Source organism: Streptomyces sp. NBC_00435 (assembly GCF_036014235.1).
Classification (GTDB): Bacteria; Actinomycetota; Actinomycetes; order Streptomycetales; family Streptomycetaceae; genus Streptomyces.
This window is the reverse complement of record NZ_CP107924.1, coordinates 7786721-7809119: the sequence shown is the minus strand read 5'-3', so window position 1 is coordinate 7809119 and position 22399 is coordinate 7786721. Positions and strand designations below refer to the sequence as shown.

The window sequence follows — 22399 nt, the reverse complement described above, 5'->3', positions numbered from 1 at the left end:
CGCGGCGGTTCAGCCGTCCACGCGGGTCACGGACACGGACGCGCCTTCGGTTCCCGGACCGCCTGCCACGCAGAGCACGTAGCCCTCGGGCCCACGCGGTACGGCGCTGGTCAGGCCCGCACCGGGGAAGGTCTCCCGCAGGGTCACCGGTCCCCCGGCCGGCTCCGGCGGCAGGCCGCCGGCGGGCAGCGGTACCGGGCGCAGGCGGCCTCCGCCGGCCAGTCCGGTGCCGTGCGCCTTGCCCAGCGCCTCCTTGTGGGTCCACACCCACAGCAGGGCGCGGGCCCGCAGGGCGGCGTCGTGGCCCTCGATCCAGCGCACGTCGCGCTCGGTGAACCAGCGGCGGGCCAGGGCGACCGCCGGGAGCTCGCGGGCCGGTTCCACGTCCACGCCGATCTCTCCGCCGGTGCAGACGGCGACCGCCGTCAGGCCGCGGGTGTGACTCACGCTCACGTTCAGCCGCCGCACCGAGCCCGGCCCGCGGGTCCCGGAGACGGGTCGTGACAGCACGTACGGCCGGCCGCCCGGCTCCCGGGCCAGTTCCAGGTCATCGACCCCGGTCCCCAGGACCGCGGCCGCGGCACGCCGCAGCAGCGCCTTCGCGTGCCGCCGCTGGTCCCCGACCGGAACCGCGAACCACACCTCGACCCCGGACACCGCCACCCCCACCCGTCCCCGATGCCCAGCTTCCTGAGCACCTGCCTGAGCAACTCTCCGAACACCCGTACGAACACCGAATCCAAGGAGCCACGTCATGAGCAGCCCTGTGCGCGCATTCGTAGTGAACACCCTCGAGATCATGAACCTCGACACGGCCGACGTGACGGACGACACCTTGATCGGCGACGGCGGCCTGGAGCTGGAGTCGCTGACCACCGCTGAGCTCGTCATGCAGGTCGAGGAGGAGTACGGGGTCAAGTTCTCCGACGAGGACGTGGAGGCGATGCAGACCATGACCTTCGGCGCCTTCGTCGCCGAGGTCGAGCAGCGCCGGGCGCCCGTCTCGGCCGAAGCGGGCTCCGTATGAGCGGCCGGGCCCCGGCCCCCGGCCGCGAGGAGGTGATCGCCCTGCTGGCCGAGCACCACGCGTGTGCTCCCTCCGCCGTGGGCGAGCGGATCGACTCCCTGGAGCTGGCGTGGCTGGTGCACGTCCTGGAGGAGCGCCACGGCATCCTGATCGACCTCGACGAGGAGCTGGAGGCCATGGACACGGTCGACGGCGCCGTGACCGTACTTGCCGGCGTCCTGCCCGCACCGGGCGCACCGGACACGGCTGACGCGGTGGGCGGGAGGGCCTCATGACGGGGCGCGACGCGGAGGGCCTCGACGTCGTCGTCACCGGGCTCGGCGTCACCAGTGCCTTCGGCCGCGGCACGGAGACCCTCAGGCAGGCGCTGGCCACCTCCCGGCCGGCATTCGGCCCGGTCGGGCGTTTCGCGGCGGACCGCTACCGCACGGGCACCGCCGCCGTCCTGCCGGGCTCCCCCGATCTGGACGAGGAACTGCACCGGGTCGTGGCCGAGGCCCTGGACCAGGCCGGCCTGACGCCGCGGGAGCGGGCGCAGGCCCCCCTGCTGCTCGGCCGGCACGCCGACCCCGCCGTCGCGCGCCGGCCGCTGGCCGCCCAGGGCAAGACGGCCGTCTCGGACACCGCTGCCGAGCTGGTGGCCGCCTGCGGGCTGCGCGAAGCGGCCCGGACCTACACCAACGCGTGCGTCGCCGCCAGCACCGCGCTCTTCGAGGCGGCGTCACGGATCCGCACCGGCCGGGAGACCCGGATCGTGGTCTGCGCCGGGTACCTCGTCGACGAGGACAACTTCGCCCTGTTCTCCGCGGGGCGGGCGCTCGCCCCGGACGGCGTCCTGCGGCCCTTCAGCGCCGACCGGCGCGGGCTGCTGCTCGGCGACGGGGTCGGCGCGGTGGTCCTGGAGTCCTCGGCGGCCGCTGCCGCACGCGGGGCCCGGCCGTTGGCCGTGCTGTCGGGCTGGGGCATGGCCGGCGACGCCTACCACGTGTGCCAGCCGCACCCCGAGGGCCTGGGCATGGCCAGGGCCATCGGCTCGGCGCTGGCCAAGGCCGGGCTGACAGCCACGGACATCGGCTACGTCAACGCCCACGGCACCGGCACGCCCCACAACGACGCCGCCGAGAGCGCCGCCCTGCACCGGGCCCTCGGCGAATGGGCCGCCGGCACTCCGGTCAGCTCCACGAAGTCCCTGCACGGGCACTGTCTGGAGGCCTCCGGGATGCTCGAACTCGCCGTGAGCCTGCTGGCGCTGCGGCACGGGGAACTCCCCGTGAACGCCGGCTACCTGGGCCCCGACGACGCGTGCCGCCTGGACCTCGTCCTCGGCGAGCCCCGCAAGGCCGACGTCCGGCACGTCCTCAGTCTCAACGCCGCCTTCGGCGGAGCCAACACCGCATTGGTGGTGAGTACGCCATGACCCTTTCCGCTTCCGCACACCTGGCAGCCGTCGAGGTTCTCGCCTCGGGCGGCTGGCCCGACACGGGTGACGGCGAACTGCCTCCGCCGCTGGCCGGTTTCGTCGTATCGGGATTCAGCCCGATGGCCTCGGCGGCCGCCGACCGCTGCCTGGAACAGGTCCTCGGCCCCCTGGAAACCCTGGCGGACCGGGCCGGCGCCGACGGCTCGCGGACCGCGGGCCCGGGCGAGCGTACGGCGATCGTGCTGGGCAGCCGGGGCGGCGACCTGGAGACCCATACCGCGACCGCGCTCGCCGTGGACGCCGGCAAGCCGGCGGCGCCCCTGCTCTTCTTCCAGTCCGTGCCCAACGCGGTGGTCGGGCACATCGCCAAGCGCTGGCGGCTCACCGGTCCGGTGATCTGCTTCAGCCCCGACGCGGCGAAGGGCGACGCGCTGGGCGAAGCCCTGGACATCACCCGCACCCTGGTCGCCGAGGGCGACGCGGCCGAGGCACTGGTCCTGCTGGTGGAGCAGGCCGGGCCGGACGGGGAACCGGCCAGTGCCCGCGCCCTGCTCGTGCGCCCCGTACCGGGCGCGGGCTCCGGCACCGGCTCCGGCTCCGGGGAGGGCTCGTGAGGAGCGGACTGCGCGAGCAGTACGACGTCTGGGTCACCGGGATCGGACTGGTCACCCCGCTGGGGCTCGGTGTGCCCGCCTTCACCGACGGGCTCGCCGCCGGACGTTCGGGGCTGCGCCGCCTGGAAGGGGAGCGGTGGGCCGCGACCGGCGCCGACGTGGCCGGCATCGCCCCCGACGTGTCCGCCGAAGGGCTGCTGCCGCGCTCCGAGGCCCGCTCCGTCGACCGGTTCGTCCTGATGGCACTGGCCGCCGCCGACGAGGCGCTCGGCGACAGCAGGCTGACCGTCGGGCAGGACGTGGCTCCGGAGCGCGTGGCGGTGGTCGTCTCCACCGGCGCGGGCGGCCTGTCGACCTACGAGGAGCAGGCCGTCGCCCGCGCCGCCCGCGGCCGGGCCGCGGTCAGTCCGTACCTGCTCCCCGGGATGCTGCCCAACATGGCGGCGGCCCGTATCGCCATCCGGCACGGCATCCGCGGACTGAGCAGCTCCATCGCGACCGCCTGCGCGGCGGGGGCGATGTCGGTGGCCGAGGGGCTGCGGCTGATCCGCGAGGGCACCGCGGACGTCGTGGTCTGCGGGGGCACCGACACCGCGCTCGCCCCGTCCGTGGCCACGTCCTTCGCCGGGGCCCGCGCACTGGCCCGGGCCGGTACAGGTGATCCGGCGGCGGCCAGCCGCCCCTTCGACCTGGACCGCGGCGGTTTCGTCCTGGCCGAGGGCGCCGGGATCCTCGTCCTGGAGCGGGCCGCCCACGCCCGCGCACGCTCGGCGAGGTCCTACGGCCGGGTCCTGGGCTGGGGCGCGACCAGCGACGCCCACCACCCCACCTCGCCGCGTCCCGACGGTTCGGGAGCGGCGGCCGCCGTGCGCCTGGCGCTGACGGACGCGGGGCTGGCGCCCCGGGACATCGGCTACGTCAACGCCCACGGAACCGGCACCAAGGTCGGCGACCTGGCCGAGGCCCACGCCATCCGCTCGGTCTTCGGCGACGACGGGCCGCCGGTCAGCTCGGTCAAGGGCGCCATCGGCCATCTCCTGGGCGCGGCGGGTGCGGTGGAGGCGGCGGCGACCGTACTGGCCCTGCACCACGGCAGCCTCCCGGCGACGGCCAACCTCGACCGGCCCGACCCGCAGTGCGCGCTCGACCACGTCCGCGGGGCACCGCGGGCGGCGACGCCGGAGGCGGCCGTGTCCAACTCGTTCGCCTTCGGCGGGCACAACGTGAGCCTCGTGTTCGGCAGGTCCGAGGGAGCCGGCTGACCGCGGCCCCACGGCCCCGGGCCGCCCGCCCGCACCCCGAGCAGCACCGCCCGTAGAGCCCGCAAGGCCCGTGGCGGGCCCATCGCATCCATCCACTCGCACCCGAAGGACGAGGACACCGTGACCAGTTCCGCAGCCCAGGCGCCGGGGCCGGAAGGCCCCGACGGGCCCTCCGCCGATCTGCTGCGCCAGTTCTGGTGGCTGCACGACGCCCGCTGGTACCAGGGGGTTGCGCGCCGGTTCGGCCAGGACGCGGCCAACGAGATCAACGCCGAGGCGATGCAGTTCGTGACCCGGCGGATCGCCTCGGCCTACGCCCGCGAGCAGGGGCTGGGGCCGGACCTCTCCGCCGCCGAGCTGGCCACCGCGCTGACCGGTATCTCTCGGTGGATGACCGGGGACAGCGTGGAGGCCGCCAACAAGGTCACCGGCGAGGAGTCCTTCGAGACGGTCGTCACCCGCAACTTCGCCCTGGAGATGCTGGCGCGCGCCGGCACCCTGGAGGGCTACGAATGCCCCTGCCCGCAGATGCGGGCGGGCTGGTTCGAGGGACTCAGGACGGACGTCGGCGACGACCGCGTGGAGTGCCTGCGCACCGGCGGAGCCGCATGCCGCTTCGTCACGAGCACCGCCCGCGCCGGAGCAGGCGACACCCCTGGGAAGGAAACCCCGTGAGCACGCCCGACTCCGGCGCACCCGCCGCGTACGTCACCAGCGCCATCGCCCAGTTCACCGCCCGCGGCGAGCGGACCGCGCTGATCCACGGCGAGCGGAGCATGAGCTTCTCGGAGCTGCTCTCGCTGGCCTACCGCACGGCCCGGGTCCTGAAGGACAAGGGCCTGGGCCGTGGCGACCGGCTCGTGCTGCTGGCCGCCAACCCCATCGAGATGTCGGCCGTGGGGCTGGCCGCGCACCTCCTGGGCATCAGCTACACCCCGGTGTACGCGGCCGGCGGCGAGCAGGTCGCCGAGCACATCCTGCGCGACGCCGCTCCCGCCGCCGTGATCCTGGCCTGCGCCGGGCCGATCCTGCCCGCGCACCGCATGATCGCCATCGCGCGTTCGGCCGGGGTGGAGCTGCTGTTCGGCCTCGGTCCCGGCCCGGACCCCGGGGTGGTCGACCTGCTCGCGGAGGCCGCCGGCCGGTCCGACGACCCGTTGCCCGTGGAGGCGCAGGAGGGGGACGTCGCCCGGGTGCTGTACACGGGCGGCACCACCGGGCTGCCCAAGGGGGTCGTGTACACCTTCGGCGCGCTGACCGCGGCCGCCGGGGCCTGGGCGGGTGCCGCGCCGCCTCCGGGGCTGCGCTTCCTGGCGATGACCCCGATGGCGCACGCGGCCGGCGCGATCGCCTGCGGTCTGCTGCGCCACCACGTGAGCGTCGAGCTGTTCGACGAGTTCGACGCGGAGCTGCTGCTGGAGCGGATCGGCGAGGCGTCCGCAGAGGGCCGCCCGGTCACCACCTACCTCTACCCGCCCTACCTCTACCGGCTCCTGGACCACCCCGGTCTGGCGCGCACCGACCTGTCCGGGCTCGCGATCGTCACCTACGGCAGCGCACCCATGGCCCCGCACCGGCTCGCCCAGGCGGTCCGCAGCCTGGGTCCCCGGCTGCGGCAGAGCTACGCCCTGACGGAGGCCATCGCGATCACCAGCCTCGGCCCCGAGGACCACGCCGCGGCCGCCGGGTCCCGGCCCGAGCTGTTCACCTCCGTCGGGCGGGCGGTGCCCGGAGTGGCGCTGCGGGTCACCGGGGCGGACGGCCGGGCACTGGCACCTCGTAGCGAAGGGGCCGTCGAGGTGTCGGGCCCGACCGTGATGGCGGGCTACTGGCAGCGGCCGGACCTGAGCGGGCAGGTGCTGCGCGAGGGCTGGCTGCGCACCGGGGACGCGGGGCGGATCGACGAGGACGGCTACCTGTACCTGACCGGGCGGGAGAAGGACCTGGTCATCGTGGACGGGACCAACTGCTACCCCCAGGCCGTCGAGAACCTGCTCAGCGCCCACCCGGCCGTGGGGCGGGCCGCAGTCATCGGAGTGCCCGACGCGCGCACGGGCGAGGCACTGGTCGCCGTCTGCGTCGCCGCCCCGGACGGGAGGGCCGCCGGACCGGGCGGCCGCGCGGAGGTCGTGGCCGAGCTGCGGGCCTCGGTGGGCGAGGCCCTGGGGGCGGCGCACGTGCCCGCGCGGTTCGAGTTCGTCACGGACATTCCCACAGCCTCCTACGGAAAGCCCGACAAGGCGACCCTGCGCGCGCTGTTCTCAGAGGTGCCCCCGACGCCCCCGACGTCCCTGACGTCCCTGACTTCCCTGGTGCCCTGAAGGAGCAACGGATGAACACACAGGCCAAACCGTGGGTCCGCCCGACGCAGCCCCGGGGACTGGAGGGCTGGCTGGAGTCCCTGCGGGACCTGCTGGTCATCCCGGCGGAACTGCGTGACGAATGGGTGGAGCGGGACGCCGCGCTCGAACTCCTCCAGTGCGGGCCCGAGATATTCGACGAGCTGCTGCGCGCGGGCCTCCCGCACGGCGGGAGCCCGGGTGCCGAACGCTTCGACCGCTTCGACCTGGTCAACCTCGCGCTCTACTCCGGGTCCGGCACCTCCGTCCCCGAGAAGACGATGCGCTACGCCCTGCGCTGGATGCACGCCGATCCCGGGAACCTGTTCCGCCCCCAGCGCTGGAACTACTCCGTGACCCTGTCCCCGCCGGCCCGGGACAAGGAGGGCGATCCGGAGCGCATGGAGTGGAACCTGGCCACGCCCCACCCCGAACTGAGCGGCGGCTGGACCGAGTCGCTGTCCATCGGTCCGGGGGCCGTGCTCGGGGATAAGGACATCACCGTCCGCGGCACGTCCGCGCTGGGCGTCTCCGGGGTCCTGGTGACCTCCGGGGAGCGGCGCGAGATCCGCTCGGAGCGGCTCCGCGAGATCGTCACCTCCTACGGGCCCGACCGGTTCCGCTGGGGACGCATGCCCGAGGAACTCCAGTGGCGCAAGGACGAGGTGCTGTCCCAGGGGTACGCCCCGTGCATCTCGGTCTGCCTGGAGCTCGCCGAGCGGTGCCGGGAGGCCGGCTTCGAGGCCCGCACCCGGCGCGGCTGGATCATGGGCATGCTCGACCTCGCCCATTCGTGGCTGGAGGTCGTGGACGAGGACGGCCTGGTCAAGAACGTCGACCCCGCCTTCGTCATCCTGGCCGACCACCACGCCGAGGCCGCGCACCCGGCGATCGCGGACGCCTTCACCGGCTCGCTCCTCAATCGGCTGCTGCCCACCGAGCACCACGCCGACGAACCGGTGAACGGCTACCACCACGACGGGCGGTTCGCCCACCCCCGCCACCAGACCGACATCCAGCTCTCGGCGGAGCAGCCCGCTCCGCACGAGAGGGTCACCGCCGGCAACGGCACCGACCACTGAGAGAGGAACACAGATCCATGAGCGTGCCCGTGCTGCAGGCCGACGAGCAGCTGCAGTCCATACTCGACCGGCTCGTAGCGATGTCCGAGCGGGACCACTACGACCCCTACACGATGTTCGACTGGCCCGATTCGCTGCCCGAGGACGAGTACTGGATGTCCCCGGAGCTGCTGTCCATCCACGGGACCAAGGTGGCCGAGTCGTTCACCGAGGAGCAGAAGTGGGCGATCAGCAAGTGGGAGAGCGTCAACTTCTACAGCCTGAACGTCGACGGCATCCGTGAGCTGATCACCGAGATCATCGCGCGGATCCACACGAAGGACTTCGCACTGTCCTCCGAGTACTTCCACCACATGATCGGCGAGGAGAACTCGCACATGTGGTTCTTCGCCCGGTTCTGCCTGCTGTACGGCGGCAAGGTCTACCCCGACAAGGGCGTTCAGCTGGAGATGAAGTCCGAGGGGGAGTCCGCGCATTTCCTGGTCTTCGCCCGTCTCCTGCTCTTCGAAGAGGTCGTCGACTTCTTCAACAAGCGGATGGGTGACGACGAGCGGCTGCACCCGACCATCCGCAAGATCAACGCGATCCACCACCAGGACGAGTCCCGGCACGTGGCCTTCGGGCGGCAGATCGTGGCGCACCTGCACCGGCAGCTGCGCCAGAAGCTCAGCACGGAGGAGCTGGCCGAGCTCGAGCTGTACCTCAAGCGGTACCTGCGCAAGTCCGTGGACGGGCTGGTGAACCCCGCGGCGTTCAAGGACGCCGGCATCCCGAACCCGTACCAGGTGCGCAACGAGATCCTCGCCGACCCGGCCTTCCACGAGCTGGAGCGCAAGATGCTGAAGCGTTCGATGAGTTTCCTGGTGAACGAGGGCATCTTCACCGACGACGTTCTGCCGCGCTCATGAGCGGGGTCGCGGAGCAGACGACGCAGCAGGAGACGGAACGGGTTGCGGCACAACCGGCACCGACCGGTTTCGATGCCGTGATCCATTACCTGCTGGGCAAGAGGCCCGGACTCACCGAGATCGACCCGGAACTCGACCTCGTCGAGAACCGCATCCTCGACTCGCTCGGATTCGTCAACTTCCTCTACGTACTGGAGGAGCAGACGGGCGAGGAGATCTTGATGGAGAACGTCACACCTTCGGATTTCCGCACGATCAACGCCATTCGAAAGAGGTTCTTCCATGAGTCCGACCAGTCCGGCTCCTGAAGCGGCGCGCACCCCCGCGACCCGCGGCGGACTCGCCACGCTGGGGCCGGGCGCGCTCCGGCTGCGGGCCGCGCTCGACGGGGTGTTCACCCAGTGGGGTGTCGAGGCCGGCGCCGACCCGGTCCAGTACCCGCCGCTGATGCGGGTCGAGGACCTGCACCGGCTCGACTACTTCCAGAACTTCCCGCAGCTGGCGATCCTGGGGGCGGCCCTCACGGAGGAGGCCGCGCCCGAGTACGCCTCGGGCGGTCCCCGGCAGCCCACGCTGCCGGCCGACCACCTCACGGAGGCGGCGTACGCGCTGCCTTCGGCGGCCTGTTACAACGTCTACCTCGACCTGGCGGGCCGCACCCTGACGGAGGGTGCGCACAAGGTGACCACCGTCGCCACGTGCTTCCGCCGCGAGACCCACTACGACGGCTTGCGCCGGCTGCTGGGCTTCAGCATGCGGGAGATCGTCTGCGTCGGCGGGCGCGACGAGGTCCTGGAGCACCTCCAGGTGTTCCGCAAGAAGGTGTCGGGCTACCTGGCGGAACTCGGGCTGCCGGTCGAGATCGAGGCCGCCAGCGACCCGTTCTTCGACGCGAGCGCGGGACGCGCGCTGATGGCCCAGCTCTTCCCGGTCAAGGAGGAGTTCGTCTTCGACGGCTCGCTGGCCATCGGATCGCTGAACTTCCACCGCAACTTCTTCGGCGAGCGCTGCGACATCACCACCGCCGACGGGGAGCCGGCGTTCACCGGTTGCGTGGCCTTCGGTCTGGAGCGCTGGATCAGCGCGCTCACCACGCACCTCGGACTGACCGAGGACGAGCTGGCCGACCGGGTGCTGGCGGCCGGCCGGCCGTGACCCCCGGCGGACCGGACACGGCGGCGGGGCGTGCGGAGCCGGTGACGGCCCCGCGCGCCCCGGCGGCGCGGGTGCGCGTGGGGCCCGGCCTGGTGCGCGCCTGGTGGGCCGACGGGCGCGGCCTGTCGGCCCGTGCGGTGGACCAGCTGGCGGCCGGCGCGCTGGGGCCGCGGGAGCGTCTGCGGTACGACGCCGTCCACGATCCGGTCGGACGCGCCGAGTTCGTCCTTGCCCGGTTCCTGCTGCGCACCGCGCTGGGCCGGGCGCTCGGGCGCCCGCCCACCCGCGTACCGCTTGCCGTGGATGCGGCGGGCCGGCCGTGGGTGGCGGGGGCACCGGGCGTGGACGTGAGCGTCGCGCACGCCGCGGGCCTGGTCGCCGTAGCCGTGGGCACCGGCCTGGCGCCCCGTACCCGCATCGGTGTCGACGTCGAGGAGGTCCGCGCGGTGCCCCGGGCCGACGCCCTGGCCGGCAGGCTCTTCTCCCCCGCGGAACGCGCCCGTCTGGACGCGGCCGCCGGCCCCGCCGGGGACCGGCTCTGGCTGGACATCTGGACCAGGCGGGAGGCGTACGTGAAGGCCCTGGGCACCGGGGTCCGAGCGATGGCCGGCGCCCCGGACCAGGGCGTCGGGCACCTGTGGCAACCGCTGCGACTACCGCGCGGATTCACCGGGGGCCTGGTGGTCGTGGACCGGGATCCCCATCGTGGACCGGGATCCGGATCGTGATCCGCGTCCGGTTCCCGGTCCGGGTCCCGGTCCCGGTCGCGATTCGGCATGATCGAACACTGAACCGGCGCCTCGTACCCCGTACCACTTCTTTCCTTTCAACATCCGATCTCCAAGGAGCAGTTGCATGACTTCGCAAAGCACCGCCGCGCAGCCCGCCGTCACCGTGGTGGGCGGTCCCACCGTGGTCATCGACCTGGGCGGACTGCGGTTCGTGACCGACCCGACCTTCGACACCGCCGGCTCCTCCTACGAGCTGGGCCCGGTCGCCCTGCACAAGCTGGCCGACCCGGCGCTGGCCCCCGACGCGATCGGCACGGTCGCGGCCGTACTGCTGTCGCACGACCAGCACCCCGACAACCTCGACGTGGCCGGGCGCGCCTTCCTCAAGGAGGCCGCTCTGGTCCTCACCACCGAGCAGTCCGCCGAGCGCGTCGGCGGTACGGGGCTGGCGCCGTGGGCCGAGCACGTGCTGGAGCGCCCTGACGGCGGCCGGCTCGTGGTCACCGCCGTTCCCGCGCAACACGGTCCGGCGGGGACCGAGCCGATGCTCGGCGCCGTCACCGGGTTCCTCCTCAGCGGTGAGGGCCTGGCGACGGTGTACGTCAGCGGTGACAACGTATCCCTGGAGCCGGTGCGGGCCCTCGCGAAGCGCGTCGGTGAGGACGGCATCGACCTGGCGGTGCTGCACGTGGGCGCCGCTCAACTCGCCCCGTTCGGGCCGACCCTGCTTTCGATGACCGCCGAGCAGGCACTGGAGACGGCGCAGTTGCTCGGTGCCCGCAAGGTGCTCGCCGTGCACCAGGACGGCTGGCAGCACTTCACGCAGGGCCAGGACGCCGTCACCGAGGCATTCGCTCGGGCGGGCGTGGAGGAGCGGCTCGTGGTGGGCGAGCCGGGCAGCCGTCTCGGCCTCTGACCCCAGGAACGGCAGCTGCCCCCGACCGTGTGCGCGGTCGGGGGCAGTCTCTGTTCGCGGCCGTGGTTCAGACGCCGATGGCGTGGTGCCCGCCGTCGACGTGGACGATCTCGCCCGTGGTCGCCGGGAACCAGTCCGAGAGCAGCGCGGCGCAGGCCCGGGCGGTGGGCTCGGCGTCGGTGATGCTCCAGCCCAGCGGTGCCCTCGCCGCCCAGTCGTCCTGCGTCCGGGCGAGCCCGGGGATGGCTTTGCCGGCGCTGGTGCGCAGGGGACCGGCGGCCACGAGGTTGGACCGGATGCCCTGAGGTCCCAACTCCCGTGCGAGATAACGGTTGGCGGACTCCAGCGCGGCCTTGGCCACGCCCATCCAGTCGTAGCCCGGCCAGGCCTTCGCCGCGTCGAAGGTCAGTCCGACCACCGAGCCGCCGCTGCCCATGAGGGGCAGCAGGGCCTTGGCGAGGGACACGTAGGAGTAGGCGGAGGTGTGGACCGCGGTGGAGACGTCCTGCCAGGGAGCGGTGAGGAATCCGCCGAGGCAGCTCGGCGGGGCGAAGGCGATGGAGTGCAGTACTCCGTCGACCCCGCCGAGGCGCTCGCCCACCAGGTCGGGGAGGCGCTGGAGATGGAGCGGGTCCGTCACGTCCAGCTCCACGACCGGTGGCTTGTCGGGCAGCCGGCGGGAGACCAGCTCGACCAGGGACATCCGGCCGTATCCGGTCAGGACGATCTGCGCGCCCTGTTCCTGGGCGAGTCGGGCGGCGGCGAACGCGATCGACCGCTCGGTGATCACCCCGCTGATCACGATGCGCCTGCCCGCGAGCAGCCCGCCGCCGGTGGCGGCGGCGGGGCCGGTCGCGGTGCCGGCCGTAGTGGTCGGGGTCGGGGTCGGGGTCGGGGTCGGGGTCGGGGTCATGAGATCAGTGCCCCATTCCCAGGCCGCCGTCGACCGGTACCACCGCACCCGTGACGTAGCCGGCCCGCTCGCCCGCGAGCCAGGCCACCGTGTCGGCCACGTCCTCGGGTCGGCCCGCCCGGCCCGCCGGGATCTCCGCCAGGTGCGTGGCCTTACGGGTCCCGGACAGGGCCGCGGTCATGTCGGTGTCGATGAGGCCGGGCGCCACCACGTTCACGGTGATGCCGGACGTGGCGCACTCGCGGGCGAGCGACCGTGCCATGCCGACCATGCCGGCCTTGCTGGCGGCGTAGTTGACCTGGCCCTGATTTCCGCGCAGCCCGGCGACGGACGACACGAACACGATGCGTCCCCACCGGCCGCGGAGCATCTTGGGCAGGGCCCGCCGGGCACAGCGCCAGCCACCGGTGAGATTGGTGTCGATGACCCGGGAGAACTGCTCTTCCTGCATCCGCAGCATCGGCCGGTCATCGGTTATCCCGGCATTGGAGACGAGAATCTCCACCGGGCCGAATTCCGCTTCGACGGTCTTGAATGCGGCGTCGATCTGTTCCGGGTCGGCAACATCGCACTGGACGGCCAGAAATTTCCCGTCCGGTGGTTCACTCCGATAAGTGACGGCGACCCGGTCGCCACGGCCGAGGAATTCCTCGGCAATGGCCAGACCGATCCCCCTGTTCCCTCCCGTGACCAGCACCGTGCGTGGCAACGAAACGCTCCGTTCCTGTCGGTCTTCCTCAGGATTTCCTTACCGCACCGGGCCGGGTCAGCCCTGGACGGGAGTGCTCTGGAATTCCTTCATGTAGTAGGCGCCGTCGACGCGCACGGCCGTCCAGGAGACGATGATGCGCTGGCCGATGGGCACCTGCTCCGGCTCGGTGTAGGTGTCGCCGGGCTTGAGCAGACCACCGAGGCCGTCGATGACGGCGGTGTTGTTGGACAGGCAGCGCACGGTCAGCGGCTTGCCGATCATTCGGGTTCCCTTGAGCGGACCCGCGAATGCGCCCTGGTAGAAGTTCGCGATGGCGGTGCGGCTGGTGAGATAGGAGCCGTTGCTCGGAATCATGTGCCCGTCCGTGGTGAACTGAGCGGCGACACCGGCCGCGTCCCCACGGTTCCAGGCGTCGAAGAGCCGGTGCGGCACATCGGTGATGGCGGTCTGCGTGGGCGAACACGTCAGGTTCGCCCAGGAGGCGGTCTCATCCACGGAGGACTCCTGTTCCGCGGAGGCATTCGCCGCGGTGGCCGCTCCGGCCAGGAGCACCAGGGATGCGGCGGGAATCATGATGCGACGGACGAGATTCATTAAATCCCCCATTGGCTGGCGATTGAAGTCACACGCACAGCCTAGAGGCGGCCGGAATGATTGAAAAGTTTCAGCCAGAGTCCATCAGGAAATCAAATAACGGAATCCCGGGCTATTCGGAATCCTGCTGTCCGGTATCTGTTTCCTGACCGCCTTCCCGCTCTTCTTCCGTCATTTTTTCCACGCGCACGGGGACCCCGTTGAAGACGGCCGTTCCCGACAGCGGGTCCAGGACCGTGTTGTCGGTGAGCGCATTCACGCTCACGCCCGGTTCGCCGGCGGCGTGCGAGAGTCGGCTGCCCTCGCGGCCGTGGCCCCAGCCGTAGGGCAGGCTCACCACCCCTTCGCGCAGCCGGTCGGTGGGCTCGACCGCCACGACCACCTCACCCGCGCGGCCCCGGACCCTGACCCGGTCGCCGGCGCCCACGCCCAGCCGCCCGGCGTCCTCCACGCTGATCTCCAGCGCGCAGCGGTTCGTTCCTCCGGACAGGGAGGCGATGTTGTGGGACCAGCTGTTGACGGACTTGAGCTGGCGGCGGGAGATGAGCACCATGGTGCCCTCGCGCAGGTCGCGCATGCGCGCGTCGAGGCGGGGCAGGTCCCCGGTGATGGCCGGCGGGCACAGTTCCACGAGGCCGGAGGCGGTCATCACGACCTCCTCGCGGCGCGGGCGCAGCGCGCCGAGGTCGATGCCGTTGGGGGAGGCTTTGAGCAGGGCCAGGTTGAGGCCGCCCGGACGTCTGCCGAACAGGTCGCCCGCGCTCCCCAGCCGCAGCATCAGGTCCAGGCGCCGCTCCAGGGCGCTGTCGCCGGTCAGCTCCTTCTTGGCTCCGGCCGTGTCGAGGCCGTGGAGGGGTGCGCCCGGGCGGCCGGAGGCGGCCCGGAGGGTCAGGTCGATGAGGGCCTCGTCCACGCTGTGGGGATCGCCGGAAGCGCTCTTGCCCGAGGCGATCAGGACCAGCCGGGCCATGATCTCCGCCTCGCTGGGGCGCCCCGGCTCAAGGGCGCGCACGGGCGGTGAGAAGCGTGCGTTGCGGCGGACGGACCGGCCGGCCAGGACCACGTCGTAGTGCGGTGACTGGAGGGCGCTGGGCGGCGGCAGGATCACCGAGGCGTGGCGGGTGGTCTCGTTCAGGTAGGGGTCGACGCAGACCATGAAGTCCAGGCCGGGCAGCGCTCCGTCCAGCCGCTCGCCCTGCGGCGAGGCCAGGACCAGGTTCCCGGCTATGCACAGCAGTGCCCGTACCTGCCCCTCGCCCGGGGTCTCGATCTCATCGGCGAGGGTCGCGGTGGGGAGCTCCCCGTTGACCTCCGCCAGCGAGCGGACCCTGCTGTGCCAGCGGCCGGTGCGGAAGGGCTCGGCTGGGCGGCGGGTGGCGTGCGGGGCCTCGCCGAAGAGGACTCCTCCCGGGCGGTCGAAGTTCCCGGTGATGATGTTGACCACGTCCACCAGCCAGCTGGTGAGCGTGCCGAACTCCGTGGTGCACGTGCCCAGTCGCCCGTACACGGCGGCCGTGGGCGCGGCGGCCAGGTCACGGGCGAGGCGGCGGATCGTTTCGGCCGGGACGCCGCAGGCATCGGCGACCTCCTCGGCGGCGAACCCCTTGACCTCGGCGGCCAGTTGCCAGAACCCGGCGAAGCCCTCGCCCGGATCCGTCGCCAGGTCCTCCTCGAACAGGGTGTGCACGATGCCCAGGAGCAGCAGCGCGTCGGTCCCCGGACGGACGGGGACGTGTTCGTCGGCGAGATCCGCGGTCCGGGTACGGCGCGGATCCACGACGACGAGGCGTCCCCCGCGGGCGCGCAGTGCCCGCAGCCGGCCGGGCAGGTCGGCGACCGTCCACAGACTCCCGTTGGATTCCATCGGGTTGGCGCCCAGGATCAGCATGTGGTCGGTGCGGTCGATGTCCGGCAGCGGGAAGGCGAGCGGGTCCCCGTACATCATTCCGCAGGCCACGCTCTTGGGCATGGTGTCGAGCGTGGTGGAGGAGTAGATGTTGCGGGTCGCCAGCCGCTCGCGCAGTACCAGCATGTACAACGGCAGGGCCAGCGTGTGGATCACCGGGTTGCCCATGTACAGGGCCACCGCGTCACGGCCGTACCGTTCGCTCACCCCGCGCAGCCCGCGCTCCACGACCTCGAACGCCTCGTCCCAGCCGACCTCGTCGAACCCCCCGTCGGGGCGGCGCACCAACGGTGCGGTCAGCCGGTCAGGGTCACTGTCGAACCGGCCCAGCGAAGCGCCCTTCGGGCACAGGTATCCCCCGCTGAACACGTCATCGCGGTTGCCCCGCACCCGGGTGACCACCTCATCGGCCAGTGTGATGCTCAGGCCGCACGTGGCCTCGCACAACGGGCACACACGCGTCGCCGTCCGGTCCAACACAAGCCCCCGTAATACCACTTGATCAATTTTGCGCAGTGTAACCACCCGGCGTGAACCCGCCCTCGGCGTTCCACCAGGCGCGAACACCCCTTGCGCGTACGGGACGAGGCCGGGACTCACCGCGTCCCAGCGAAGAGCGTGGTCAGCACCGCCACGGGGGCGTGGGGTCCGGAGTCGCGGCCCTGGCCGGGAGTGTCGCGCGCTGCGCAGTTCTCACCGCGGGATGCAAGTCCGGGTCACGGGCCCGGGGCACGGGTCCGAGTTACGGGTCCGAGTTACGGGTCCGGGAGACACGTCCTCGGCGTAGCCGCGCAGCACCACCTCACCCCCTTGCGCGTCACACTGGCCGCCCAGGCACCGCGCCACCACCACGCCCCGACCGACCTACGGCCCGCCCGCCATCGAGTTCGCCACCTGGATCAACGAGACCGAGTCCGTACGGCGGGCCCGCATCACCCGCCTGCTCCACACCACCGGCCTGAGCATCGAAGCCATCGCCACCCGAAGCGGACGCGCCGACGCCCGAGCCCTCCGCCGCGCGGTCCAGGACCCGGCCGGTGGCCGGTGGCCGGTGGATCAGGGAGGCGTTGTCCACCGACCGTCAGCGGGTGCGGAGCCCTCGGCGCTGCCGGGCATCCACGTCTTCCGATGAGCCCGCGAGCACGTGGCTCATGCTGGAGCTGAGCCCGGCCTTCGCGCGGCTGTGGGCGCAGCGCCTGGGATCGCCGGGATCACCCAGTCCGGCGCCCATGTTCCGGCTGCTCCGGGGCCGGCCGCCGTGGCGGCGAGGTGGGCGCGGAGGGTGGGCAGCGCCGGGTGGGGGTTGTCGCGGTGCCAGAGGAGCGAGTGCGGGTACACGGGCGTGGGGCCGGTCACCGGGATGCGGCGCAGGCCGTGGCCGTCGGGCCAGACGAGGCGGGTGTGTCCCCCCATGAAGGTGGCCAGGGCCGGGGTGTCGGCGATGGTGTCCAGGAGTGCGTCGGAGCCGAAGTTGGGTCCGGTGGCCTCGATGGTGAGGCCGAACTCGGCGACGAGGTCGTCGTAGTAGGCGGCCCACTCGGTACCGGGGACGATGCCGGGCATCCAGATCCGGTGCCCGGCGAGCTGGGCGAGGCTCACCGACCGGGCGCCCGCCAGCGCGTGGGCGGGACCGGTGAGGAGCTCGAGCGGTTCGTCCAGCACCCGGACGGAGCGGATGTCCGCGGGGAGGGGGCGGCCGGGCACGGCGACGGCGCGGAAGGACGCGTCGATGGTGCCGGACCGGATGGCGGCCACGGCCGTCTCGATGTCGAACAGCATCACCACGTCGAGATCGACCTCGGGATGCACCCGGTGGAAGCCGCGCATCAGGCCCGATTGCGCGCTGCGCGAGGTCAGGACGTCGACACGCAGCGGACGGCTTCCGGGGCGCACGGAGGCGACCGCGCGCTGGGCGGCCCGCAGGAGCTCGCGCGCGTGGGGCAGGAACGCCTGCCCGTCGATGGTGAGCTCGGCGCCGCGCGCGGTGCGCGTGAACAGCCGCACACCGAGGTCGCGCTCCAGCGCGGCGATCCGCTTGGAGACGGCCTGCTGGGTGACGGCCAGCTCGGCGGCGGCCTCCTGGAACTGGCCCGCGTCGGCGGCGGCGACGAAGGTGCGGACGGTTTCGAGGTCCATGCCTCCATGCTAGGACCACAACCACTGGTTGTGGCTGAGTGGTCTTCCGGCGTTTGATCCCGGCCCGTGGCGGCCGCTTTGATGGTGCCGATCGCGGTTCGGTTGTACGAGTGAGGGTCCGGGGGCGGCCATGGGTAGCGGGCACCGGCTCGGACGGCGGTTCGGATGGCTCTGGGGGGCGTACGGCACCAGCGCGCTCGGCACGTGGCTCGCCTTCGGCGCGTTCCCGCTGATCGCCATCCAAGTGCTGCATGCCGGACCGGCCGAGGTCGCCGCGCTCTCCTCCGTCGGTGCTGCCGTGGGCGCGGCCGTGGCGGTGCCGCTCGGACCGTGGGTGGAGTTCCGTCGCAAACGGCAGGTATTGATCGCGACGGATCTGCTGCGGTTCGCGGCGCTGCTGACGATCCCCGCCGCGTTCGTGCTCGGCGCGCTGACCTTCCTCCAGCTCCTGCTGGTCTCGGTCGTCGTCGCGGCGGCCGACATCACCTTCCGCGCCGCCTCCGGCGCGTACCTGAAGGCGCTGCTGCCGGCCGAGGACCTGCTCGTCGCCAACGCCCGGTTCGAGTCCACGGCCTGGACCGCCACGATCGTCGGACCGCCGCTGGGCGGCGCCGCGATCGGGCTCCTCGGCCCGGTGGCGACGGTGGTGGCCGACGGCGTCAGCTACCTGCTCTCGGCCCTGGCCGTCCGCGCGACGGGCCGGGGCGAGCCGCGCCCCGAACGCCCGGGGGCCGCACGGCGCATGCGCGCCGGGGACCTGCTCGACGGGTGGCGCCACATCCTCTCCGACGCGACGCTGCGCCCGCTGTTCTTCAACACCGCCCTGTTCAACGGCCTGGTGATGGCCACCCAGCCACTGCTGACCGTCCTGATGCTCGGCCGGTTCGGCTTCGCACCCTGGCAGTACGGGCTCGCCTTCGCCGCGCCGTCGATCGGCGGGCTGCTCGGCTCGCGGCTGGCCCGGCCGCTCGTCACCCGCTTCGGGCAGCACCAGGTCCTGGTGCTGGCCGGGGCGCTGCGCGCGGTCTGGCCCGTCGGCCTGGCCTTCCTGGGCCCGGGGACCGGCGGCCTGCTCCTGGTGATGGGCGTCGAGTTCGGGCTCATCCTCTGCTGCGGGGTCTTCAACCCCGTCCAGGCCACCTACCGGCTCCAGCGGACCCCGACCGGCCGGGTCGCCCGCACCCTGTCCGCCTGGGCGGTGACGACCAAGGCCTCGACCGCGCTCCTGACGGCCGCCTGGGGCGTTCTGGGTGCACTGCTCGGCCCTCGCACGGCCATCGGCCTGGCCGGCGTACTCCTGCTGGCGACCCCGCTGCTCCTCCCCCGTCGCGCGGCAGCGCGGGGCTCCCGGCCCGAACCGTCCGCCGCGCCCCGATCAGGCTGACTGACCTGGGCCGCCCCTTCCGGATCCTGCCTGGGCGCACGGACTCAGGCGATGCCTGCGGTGCACGCGGCCCGGCATCCGGCGCCGTCGCCGGACTCCCGGTGGCGACTGGAACGGCAATGAGCACGCACGCCGGGGCGGCCCCGCCGGACGGCCACCGACCGCGCCCACCGTGCCGGACGCCGGGGGCTCCGATCGGCACCGACACGCCCCGGTCACAGCACTGGGCCTAGGCGGTCTGGCCGAGGGTGGCGATGCCCGCCAGGATGAGGTCGATGCCGGCGAGGAACTGGTCGCGGTCGTCGTGCTCGGGCAGTCGCGTCGCCACTTGGTGCACGAACGGGTACTTGGCGGGGTCCAGCCGCGTCCACCGGTCGGCGGCGGTCGTGAGGAAGGCCGCTCGATCCGTTCCGCGCGGCAGGAGGCGGGCGCCCGCCGCGTACTGGCCCGCGAGGCCGAGGATGTAGTTCACGAGCGCGGACGCGGAGTCGAACTGCGCCTGCTCCGGGACACCGAGCGCCTGGAGTCTGCCGCCGACGCCCTCGAGGATCTGCAGTACCGCGTACTGCCACGGCTCGCGCGAGAGCCGGGCGCCCACCCAGGGGTGCGCGTCGATCGCGTCGAACACCCCGAGGGTGATGGCCCGGATCGCCTCCCGCGGATCCGGAGCCGATCCCGACCCGGACTCCGGCCCGGATTCCGGCCCCGCACCGCTCGGCACGCCGGTCATGACGCGGCCGATGACCTCGTCGGTGGCCGCCGCGAGCAGATCGTCCTTGTCGGCGACATGGTGGTAGATGGCCCCGCTGCCCGTCGCCAGGCGCGCCGCGAGGGCGCGGAAGGTCAGGGCGCTCTCGCCGTCGGCGTCGAGGATCTCGATCGCGGCCTCGACGATCCGCCTCTTCGAGAGTGCGTCCGCGCGTCGTTCAGTCCGCTTCACCCTGGTCGCCATGGCTGCATCCTGACACGGCTGGATCGGCGTTCCATAGCAGAGGAGTGGCGGAACGCCGTTCCATCAGGAGCACCCCGCGCCGTGCGCCCCGGTGCACCTCCTTGCCGGGGCGGTCGAACTCCCCGACGATGCTCCAAGGCCCCGACTGTCCGGATTCCACCGGGCCCGGCCGGGGCATCGGAGAACAGGGGAGACAGTGACACAGCACAGCATTTCCAGGAAGCACCCCCGCGCGGTGACGGCATCGGCACTCGTACCGCTCTTCGTCGTCGCCGGGCTCCTGCTCGGCCCCGCCGCGACCGCCTCGGCGGCCGCACCGGTCGTCCGGCAGGCTCCCGCCGCGGCGACGCTCTCGCACGGCGGCCTCTCCGCCGGCGCCGGCGTGGTGACCGGCGTCCACGCGCCGACGTCGTCCCGGGCCCAGGCGACCACCGGGAACAAGAAGGGCAAGAAGAAGAGCAAGAAGAAGGGCGGGTTCTTCAAGAAGCTCCTGATCGGCGTGGTCATCGTGATCGTGCTGCTCGTGGTCCTGTACGGAATCCGCCGGGCCATGCGACGCGGATCCGCCTAGGGCCTGTCGTCGAACTCCCGTCGCCGCCCGCGCGGCAGACCGGAGTTTGACGACAAGCCCCAGGGCCGTCCCAGTTGCGACCAGGCCGGCCCGCCCGGGACATCGTGCGGGCCGGTCGGGGGCCGGAACGGCGAGACGCCAGGGCCCCGGGGGCGTCGTCCTCCCCCTTCCTCCGCCCCGCGGGCCGCCACGCCCCCCTCAGCCCGAGGTCTTCCATTCGCCGTGGAGGAGGCCGAGTACGACTTGGTCCGCGAAGGTCCCGTATTCCCACGCGGAAAGCCGGAGCCTTCCTTCGACGACGAATCCGGCCTTTTCCGCCACCTTGATCATCCCGATGTTGTCCCCGGAAGTCTCGATCTGCAGCCGGTGAAGACCCCGCACGGCGAAGCCGTATTCGCACAGCGTCCCGAGAACATCGAGACCGTACCCTCTGGAGCGGAATGCGGGGAGCAGGGAGATGCCGATGTGCGCTCTCCTGTTGTAGGTGTCGATCCCCCAGAGCAGCGCCTCACCTGCCAGTTCCTGGGTGGCCAGCTCGACCACCGAGAAGTAGGCGATTTCGTCCGACCCCTGGCCTACCGCGTACGGGGAGTCCTTCGACCCGGGGGAAATGGGGCGCCATGGTGCCGAGTCGGCACTCGCCTGGGTCTTCACGTCGTCGTACAGCTCGGACTGCAGAACCGGGATGTCCTCTTCGTGCCGGGCCCGTAGCCCGGTTTTATTTCCTCGTATCACGTGAACATTGGTATCCGATGGCGGCGGGCGGGACAACCCTTTCGAGTGATCTTCGCCGGTTTCCCTTTCATGCCATGAGCCGGTCCCCCAGAACACTGCGGGAGTACAGGATGGCGTGCCCCTGCCGCGCCCGGTCCAGCAGTCCGGCGCGGTGCAGGATGCCCAGGTGCTGGCTCACCGCGCCCTGGCTGAGGCCGAGGCGGCGGGCGAGTTCCGTCGTGCTCAGGGGTTCGCTGAGCACTTCCAGGAGTTGCGCCCGGGTCCTTCCGACCAGGTCGGCCACCGCGCGCCGGCCGGCCGCGGGGTTGGCGCCCCAGGCGGTGCCCCTGCCGCGGGCGGGGTAGAAGAGGCGGGGCGGCTGCAGGTGGTCGACCAGACTCACGGCCCGGTTGCAGAACAGCGACGGCGTGAAGGTCAGTCCCCTGCCCCGGACGGCGATGTCGGCCTCCAGCCCGGGCTCGTCCAGGCTGAGCGCCCCGTTGCCCCAGCTCAGTCCGCGGTCGATGTCCCGGAACAGGCCCTGGGCGCCCTCGTCCGCCAGCTTGCTGGCCCGGTAGCGGACGTCCCCTTCGAGTATGGCGAGAAGTCGCGGCCAGTGAGGGGCCAGAACTCGGTCCCAGTAGACCCGCAGGGCCTCGGCGATCTCACCGAGCAGCCCCAAAGGGTCCCGGTGGACGGATTCCAGTCGGGGATGGAGCCGGCGGCCGTTCGCCGCGCTGATGAGATCCCGGATCACGACCCCCCGGTCCATCGCACGCACCACGGCGAGTTCGTCGTAGATATCCGGACGCGGGGCCGTTGGATACGGAGTGATAAAGTCCGGAATGAAGCCTCCAGGTCCGACGAGCGCCTGCAGCAAGCCCCAGTCCAGCGAAGTCAGATGATGGGCCGATAAATGGACCATTGGCTGGTGAATGACGTATTTAACCGGGTTCTGCCAGACCCAGAGACTCATGACGGCTTCCTGCAGGGGTGAGCAGGCGAACCTGACGGATGCGAGATCGTCGGCATCGAAGCGCAGGTGCAACATTCGGCCAAGGCT

At 72.3% G+C, this 22399-nt stretch carries 24 protein-coding genes; 15 read left to right on the top strand and 9 right to left on the bottom strand.

The window, feature by feature from the left end; translation table 11 throughout:
- Window positions 1-9: 9 nt before the first annotated feature.
- Window positions 10-657: a 4'-phosphopantetheinyl transferase family protein gene (locus tag OG389_RS35190; RefSeq protein ID WP_328303208.1), complete on the bottom strand. Its 648-nt coding sequence runs from the start codon at window positions 655-657 to the stop codon at window positions 10-12.
- Window positions 658-754: 97 nt separating this feature from the next.
- Here OG389_RS35190 and OG389_RS35185 point away from each other — a divergent pair, with 97 nt between their 5' ends.
- The 13 genes from OG389_RS35185 (at window position 755) to OG389_RS35125 (ending at window position 11454) form a co-directional block, all read left to right on the top strand.
- The gene (locus OG389_RS35185) at window positions 755-1027 is read left to right on the top strand and encodes an acyl carrier protein (protein ID WP_328303206.1); all 273 of its coding nucleotides are present in this window, start codon (window positions 755-757) and stop codon (window positions 1025-1027) included.
- Complete coding sequence (locus OG389_RS35180; RefSeq protein ID WP_328303204.1) at window positions 1024-1302, top strand: acyl carrier protein; 279 nt, start codon at window positions 1024-1026, stop codon at window positions 1300-1302. The genes OG389_RS35185 and OG389_RS35180 overlap by 4 nt, the downstream gene beginning before the upstream one ends.
- Window positions 1299-2444, top strand: coding sequence for a beta-ketoacyl-[acyl-carrier-protein] synthase family protein (locus OG389_RS35175; protein WP_328303202.1), 1146 nt, complete (start codon window positions 1299-1301; stop codon window positions 2442-2444). The genes OG389_RS35180 and OG389_RS35175 overlap by 4 nt, the downstream gene beginning before the upstream one ends.
- Window positions 2441-3061: a hypothetical protein gene (locus tag OG389_RS35170; protein ID WP_328303200.1), complete on the top strand. Its 621-nt coding sequence runs from the start codon at window positions 2441-2443 to the stop codon at window positions 3059-3061. The genes OG389_RS35175 and OG389_RS35170 overlap by 4 nt, the downstream gene beginning before the upstream one ends.
- Window positions 3058-4323, top strand: a complete 1266-nt coding sequence (locus OG389_RS35165) for a beta-ketoacyl-[acyl-carrier-protein] synthase family protein (RefSeq protein ID WP_328303197.1) — start codon at window positions 3058-3060, stop codon at window positions 4321-4323. Before OG389_RS35170 ends, OG389_RS35165 begins: the two co-directional genes overlap by 4 nt.
- A 120-nt stretch (window positions 4324-4443) precedes the next feature.
- Window positions 4444-4998, top strand: coding sequence for an L-2-amino-thiazoline-4-carboxylic acid hydrolase (locus OG389_RS35160; RefSeq protein WP_328303195.1), 555 nt, complete (start codon window positions 4444-4446; stop codon window positions 4996-4998).
- Window positions 4995-6644, top strand: coding sequence for an AMP-binding protein (locus tag OG389_RS35155; protein WP_328303194.1), 1650 nt, complete (start codon window positions 4995-4997; stop codon window positions 6642-6644). The genes OG389_RS35160 and OG389_RS35155 overlap by 4 nt, the downstream gene beginning before the upstream one ends.
- 11 nt (window positions 6645-6655) lie before the next feature.
- Window positions 6656-7744 (top strand): hypothetical protein, encoded by a 1089-nt coding sequence (locus OG389_RS35150; protein ID WP_328303193.1) that lies wholly within the window; start codon window positions 6656-6658, stop codon window positions 7742-7744.
- A 17-nt stretch (window positions 7745-7761) separates the two neighbouring features.
- Window positions 7762-8652, top strand: coding sequence for a diiron oxygenase (locus OG389_RS35145; RefSeq protein ID WP_328303192.1), 891 nt, complete (start codon window positions 7762-7764; stop codon window positions 8650-8652).
- Window positions 8649-8960, top strand: coding sequence for an acyl carrier protein (locus tag OG389_RS35140; RefSeq protein WP_328303190.1), 312 nt, complete (start codon window positions 8649-8651; stop codon window positions 8958-8960). The genes OG389_RS35145 and OG389_RS35140 overlap by 4 nt, the downstream gene beginning before the upstream one ends.
- Window positions 8935-9807 carry a hypothetical protein gene (locus OG389_RS35135; protein ID WP_328303188.1) on the top strand — a complete coding sequence of 291 codons (873 nt, stop codon included), beginning with the start codon at window positions 8935-8937 and terminating at the stop codon, window positions 9805-9807. Before OG389_RS35140 ends, OG389_RS35135 begins: the two co-directional genes overlap by 26 nt.
- A 41-nt stretch (window positions 9808-9848) precedes the next feature.
- Complete coding sequence (locus tag OG389_RS35130) at window positions 9849-10535, top strand: 4'-phosphopantetheinyl transferase family protein (protein ID WP_328303186.1); 687 nt, start codon at window positions 9849-9851, stop codon at window positions 10533-10535.
- A 127-nt stretch (window positions 10536-10662) separates the two neighbouring features.
- Window positions 10663-11454: an MBL fold metallo-hydrolase gene (locus OG389_RS35125; RefSeq protein WP_328303184.1), complete on the top strand. Its 792-nt coding sequence runs from the start codon at window positions 10663-10665 to the stop codon at window positions 11452-11454.
- A 67-nt stretch (window positions 11455-11521) separates the two neighbouring features.
- On the opposite strand, the gene fabI is transcribed toward OG389_RS35125, so the two are convergent.
- From fabI to OG389_RS35100, 5 genes are all read right to left on the bottom strand, one after another.
- Complete coding sequence (fabI, locus tag OG389_RS35120; RefSeq protein WP_328303182.1) at window positions 11522-12367, bottom strand: enoyl-ACP reductase FabI; 846 nt, start codon at window positions 12365-12367, stop codon at window positions 11522-11524.
- A gap of 4 nt (window positions 12368-12371) precedes the next feature.
- On the bottom strand, window positions 12372-13076 hold the full coding sequence (locus OG389_RS35115; RefSeq protein ID WP_328303180.1) for a 3-oxoacyl-ACP reductase family protein: 705 nt from the start codon (window positions 13074-13076) through the stop codon (window positions 12372-12374).
- Window positions 13077-13133: 57 nt separating this feature from the next.
- Window positions 13134-13673 carry an SgcJ/EcaC family oxidoreductase gene (locus OG389_RS35110; protein ID WP_328303178.1) on the bottom strand — a complete coding sequence of 180 codons (540 nt, stop codon included), beginning with the start codon at window positions 13671-13673 and terminating at the stop codon, window positions 13134-13136.
- A 112-nt stretch (window positions 13674-13785) separates the two neighbouring features.
- A complete protein-coding gene (locus tag OG389_RS35105) occupies window positions 13786-16035 on the bottom strand; it encodes a molybdopterin-dependent oxidoreductase (protein WP_328303176.1) in 2250 nt (749 codons plus the stop codon).
- A gap of 693 nt (window positions 16036-16728) precedes the next feature.
- Window positions 16729-17715: a LysR family transcriptional regulator gene (locus OG389_RS35100; RefSeq protein ID WP_328303174.1), complete on the bottom strand. Its 987-nt coding sequence runs from the start codon at window positions 17713-17715 to the stop codon at window positions 16729-16731.
- Between the two features lie 130 nt (window positions 17716-17845).
- On the opposite strand from OG389_RS35100, the gene OG389_RS35095 reads away from it, so the two are divergent.
- On the top strand, window positions 17846-19099 hold the full coding sequence (locus OG389_RS35095; RefSeq protein WP_328303172.1) for an MFS transporter: 1254 nt from the start codon (window positions 17846-17848) through the stop codon (window positions 19097-19099).
- Between the two features lie 229 nt (window positions 19100-19328).
- On the opposite strand, the gene OG389_RS35090 is transcribed toward OG389_RS35095, so the two are convergent.
- A complete protein-coding gene (locus OG389_RS35090; RefSeq protein WP_328303170.1) occupies window positions 19329-20051 on the bottom strand; it encodes a TetR/AcrR family transcriptional regulator in 723 nt (240 codons plus the stop codon).
- Between the two features lie 235 nt (window positions 20052-20286).
- Here OG389_RS35090 and OG389_RS35085 point away from each other — a divergent pair, with 235 nt between their 5' ends.
- Window positions 20287-20622, top strand: a complete 336-nt coding sequence (locus tag OG389_RS35085) for a hypothetical protein (protein WP_328303168.1) — start codon at window positions 20287-20289, stop codon at window positions 20620-20622.
- A 198-nt stretch (window positions 20623-20820) separates the two neighbouring features.
- Here OG389_RS35085 and OG389_RS35080 read toward each other — a convergent pair whose 3' ends face one another.
- Window positions 20821-21357 (bottom strand): GNAT family N-acetyltransferase, encoded by a 537-nt coding sequence (locus OG389_RS35080; RefSeq protein WP_328304347.1) that lies wholly within the window; start codon window positions 21355-21357, stop codon window positions 20821-20823.
- Between the two features lie 67 nt (window positions 21358-21424).
- A complete protein-coding gene (locus OG389_RS35075; protein WP_328303167.1) occupies window positions 21425-22387 on the bottom strand; it encodes an ArsR/SmtB family transcription factor in 963 nt (320 codons plus the stop codon).
- Window positions 22388-22399: the final 12 nt, after the last annotated feature.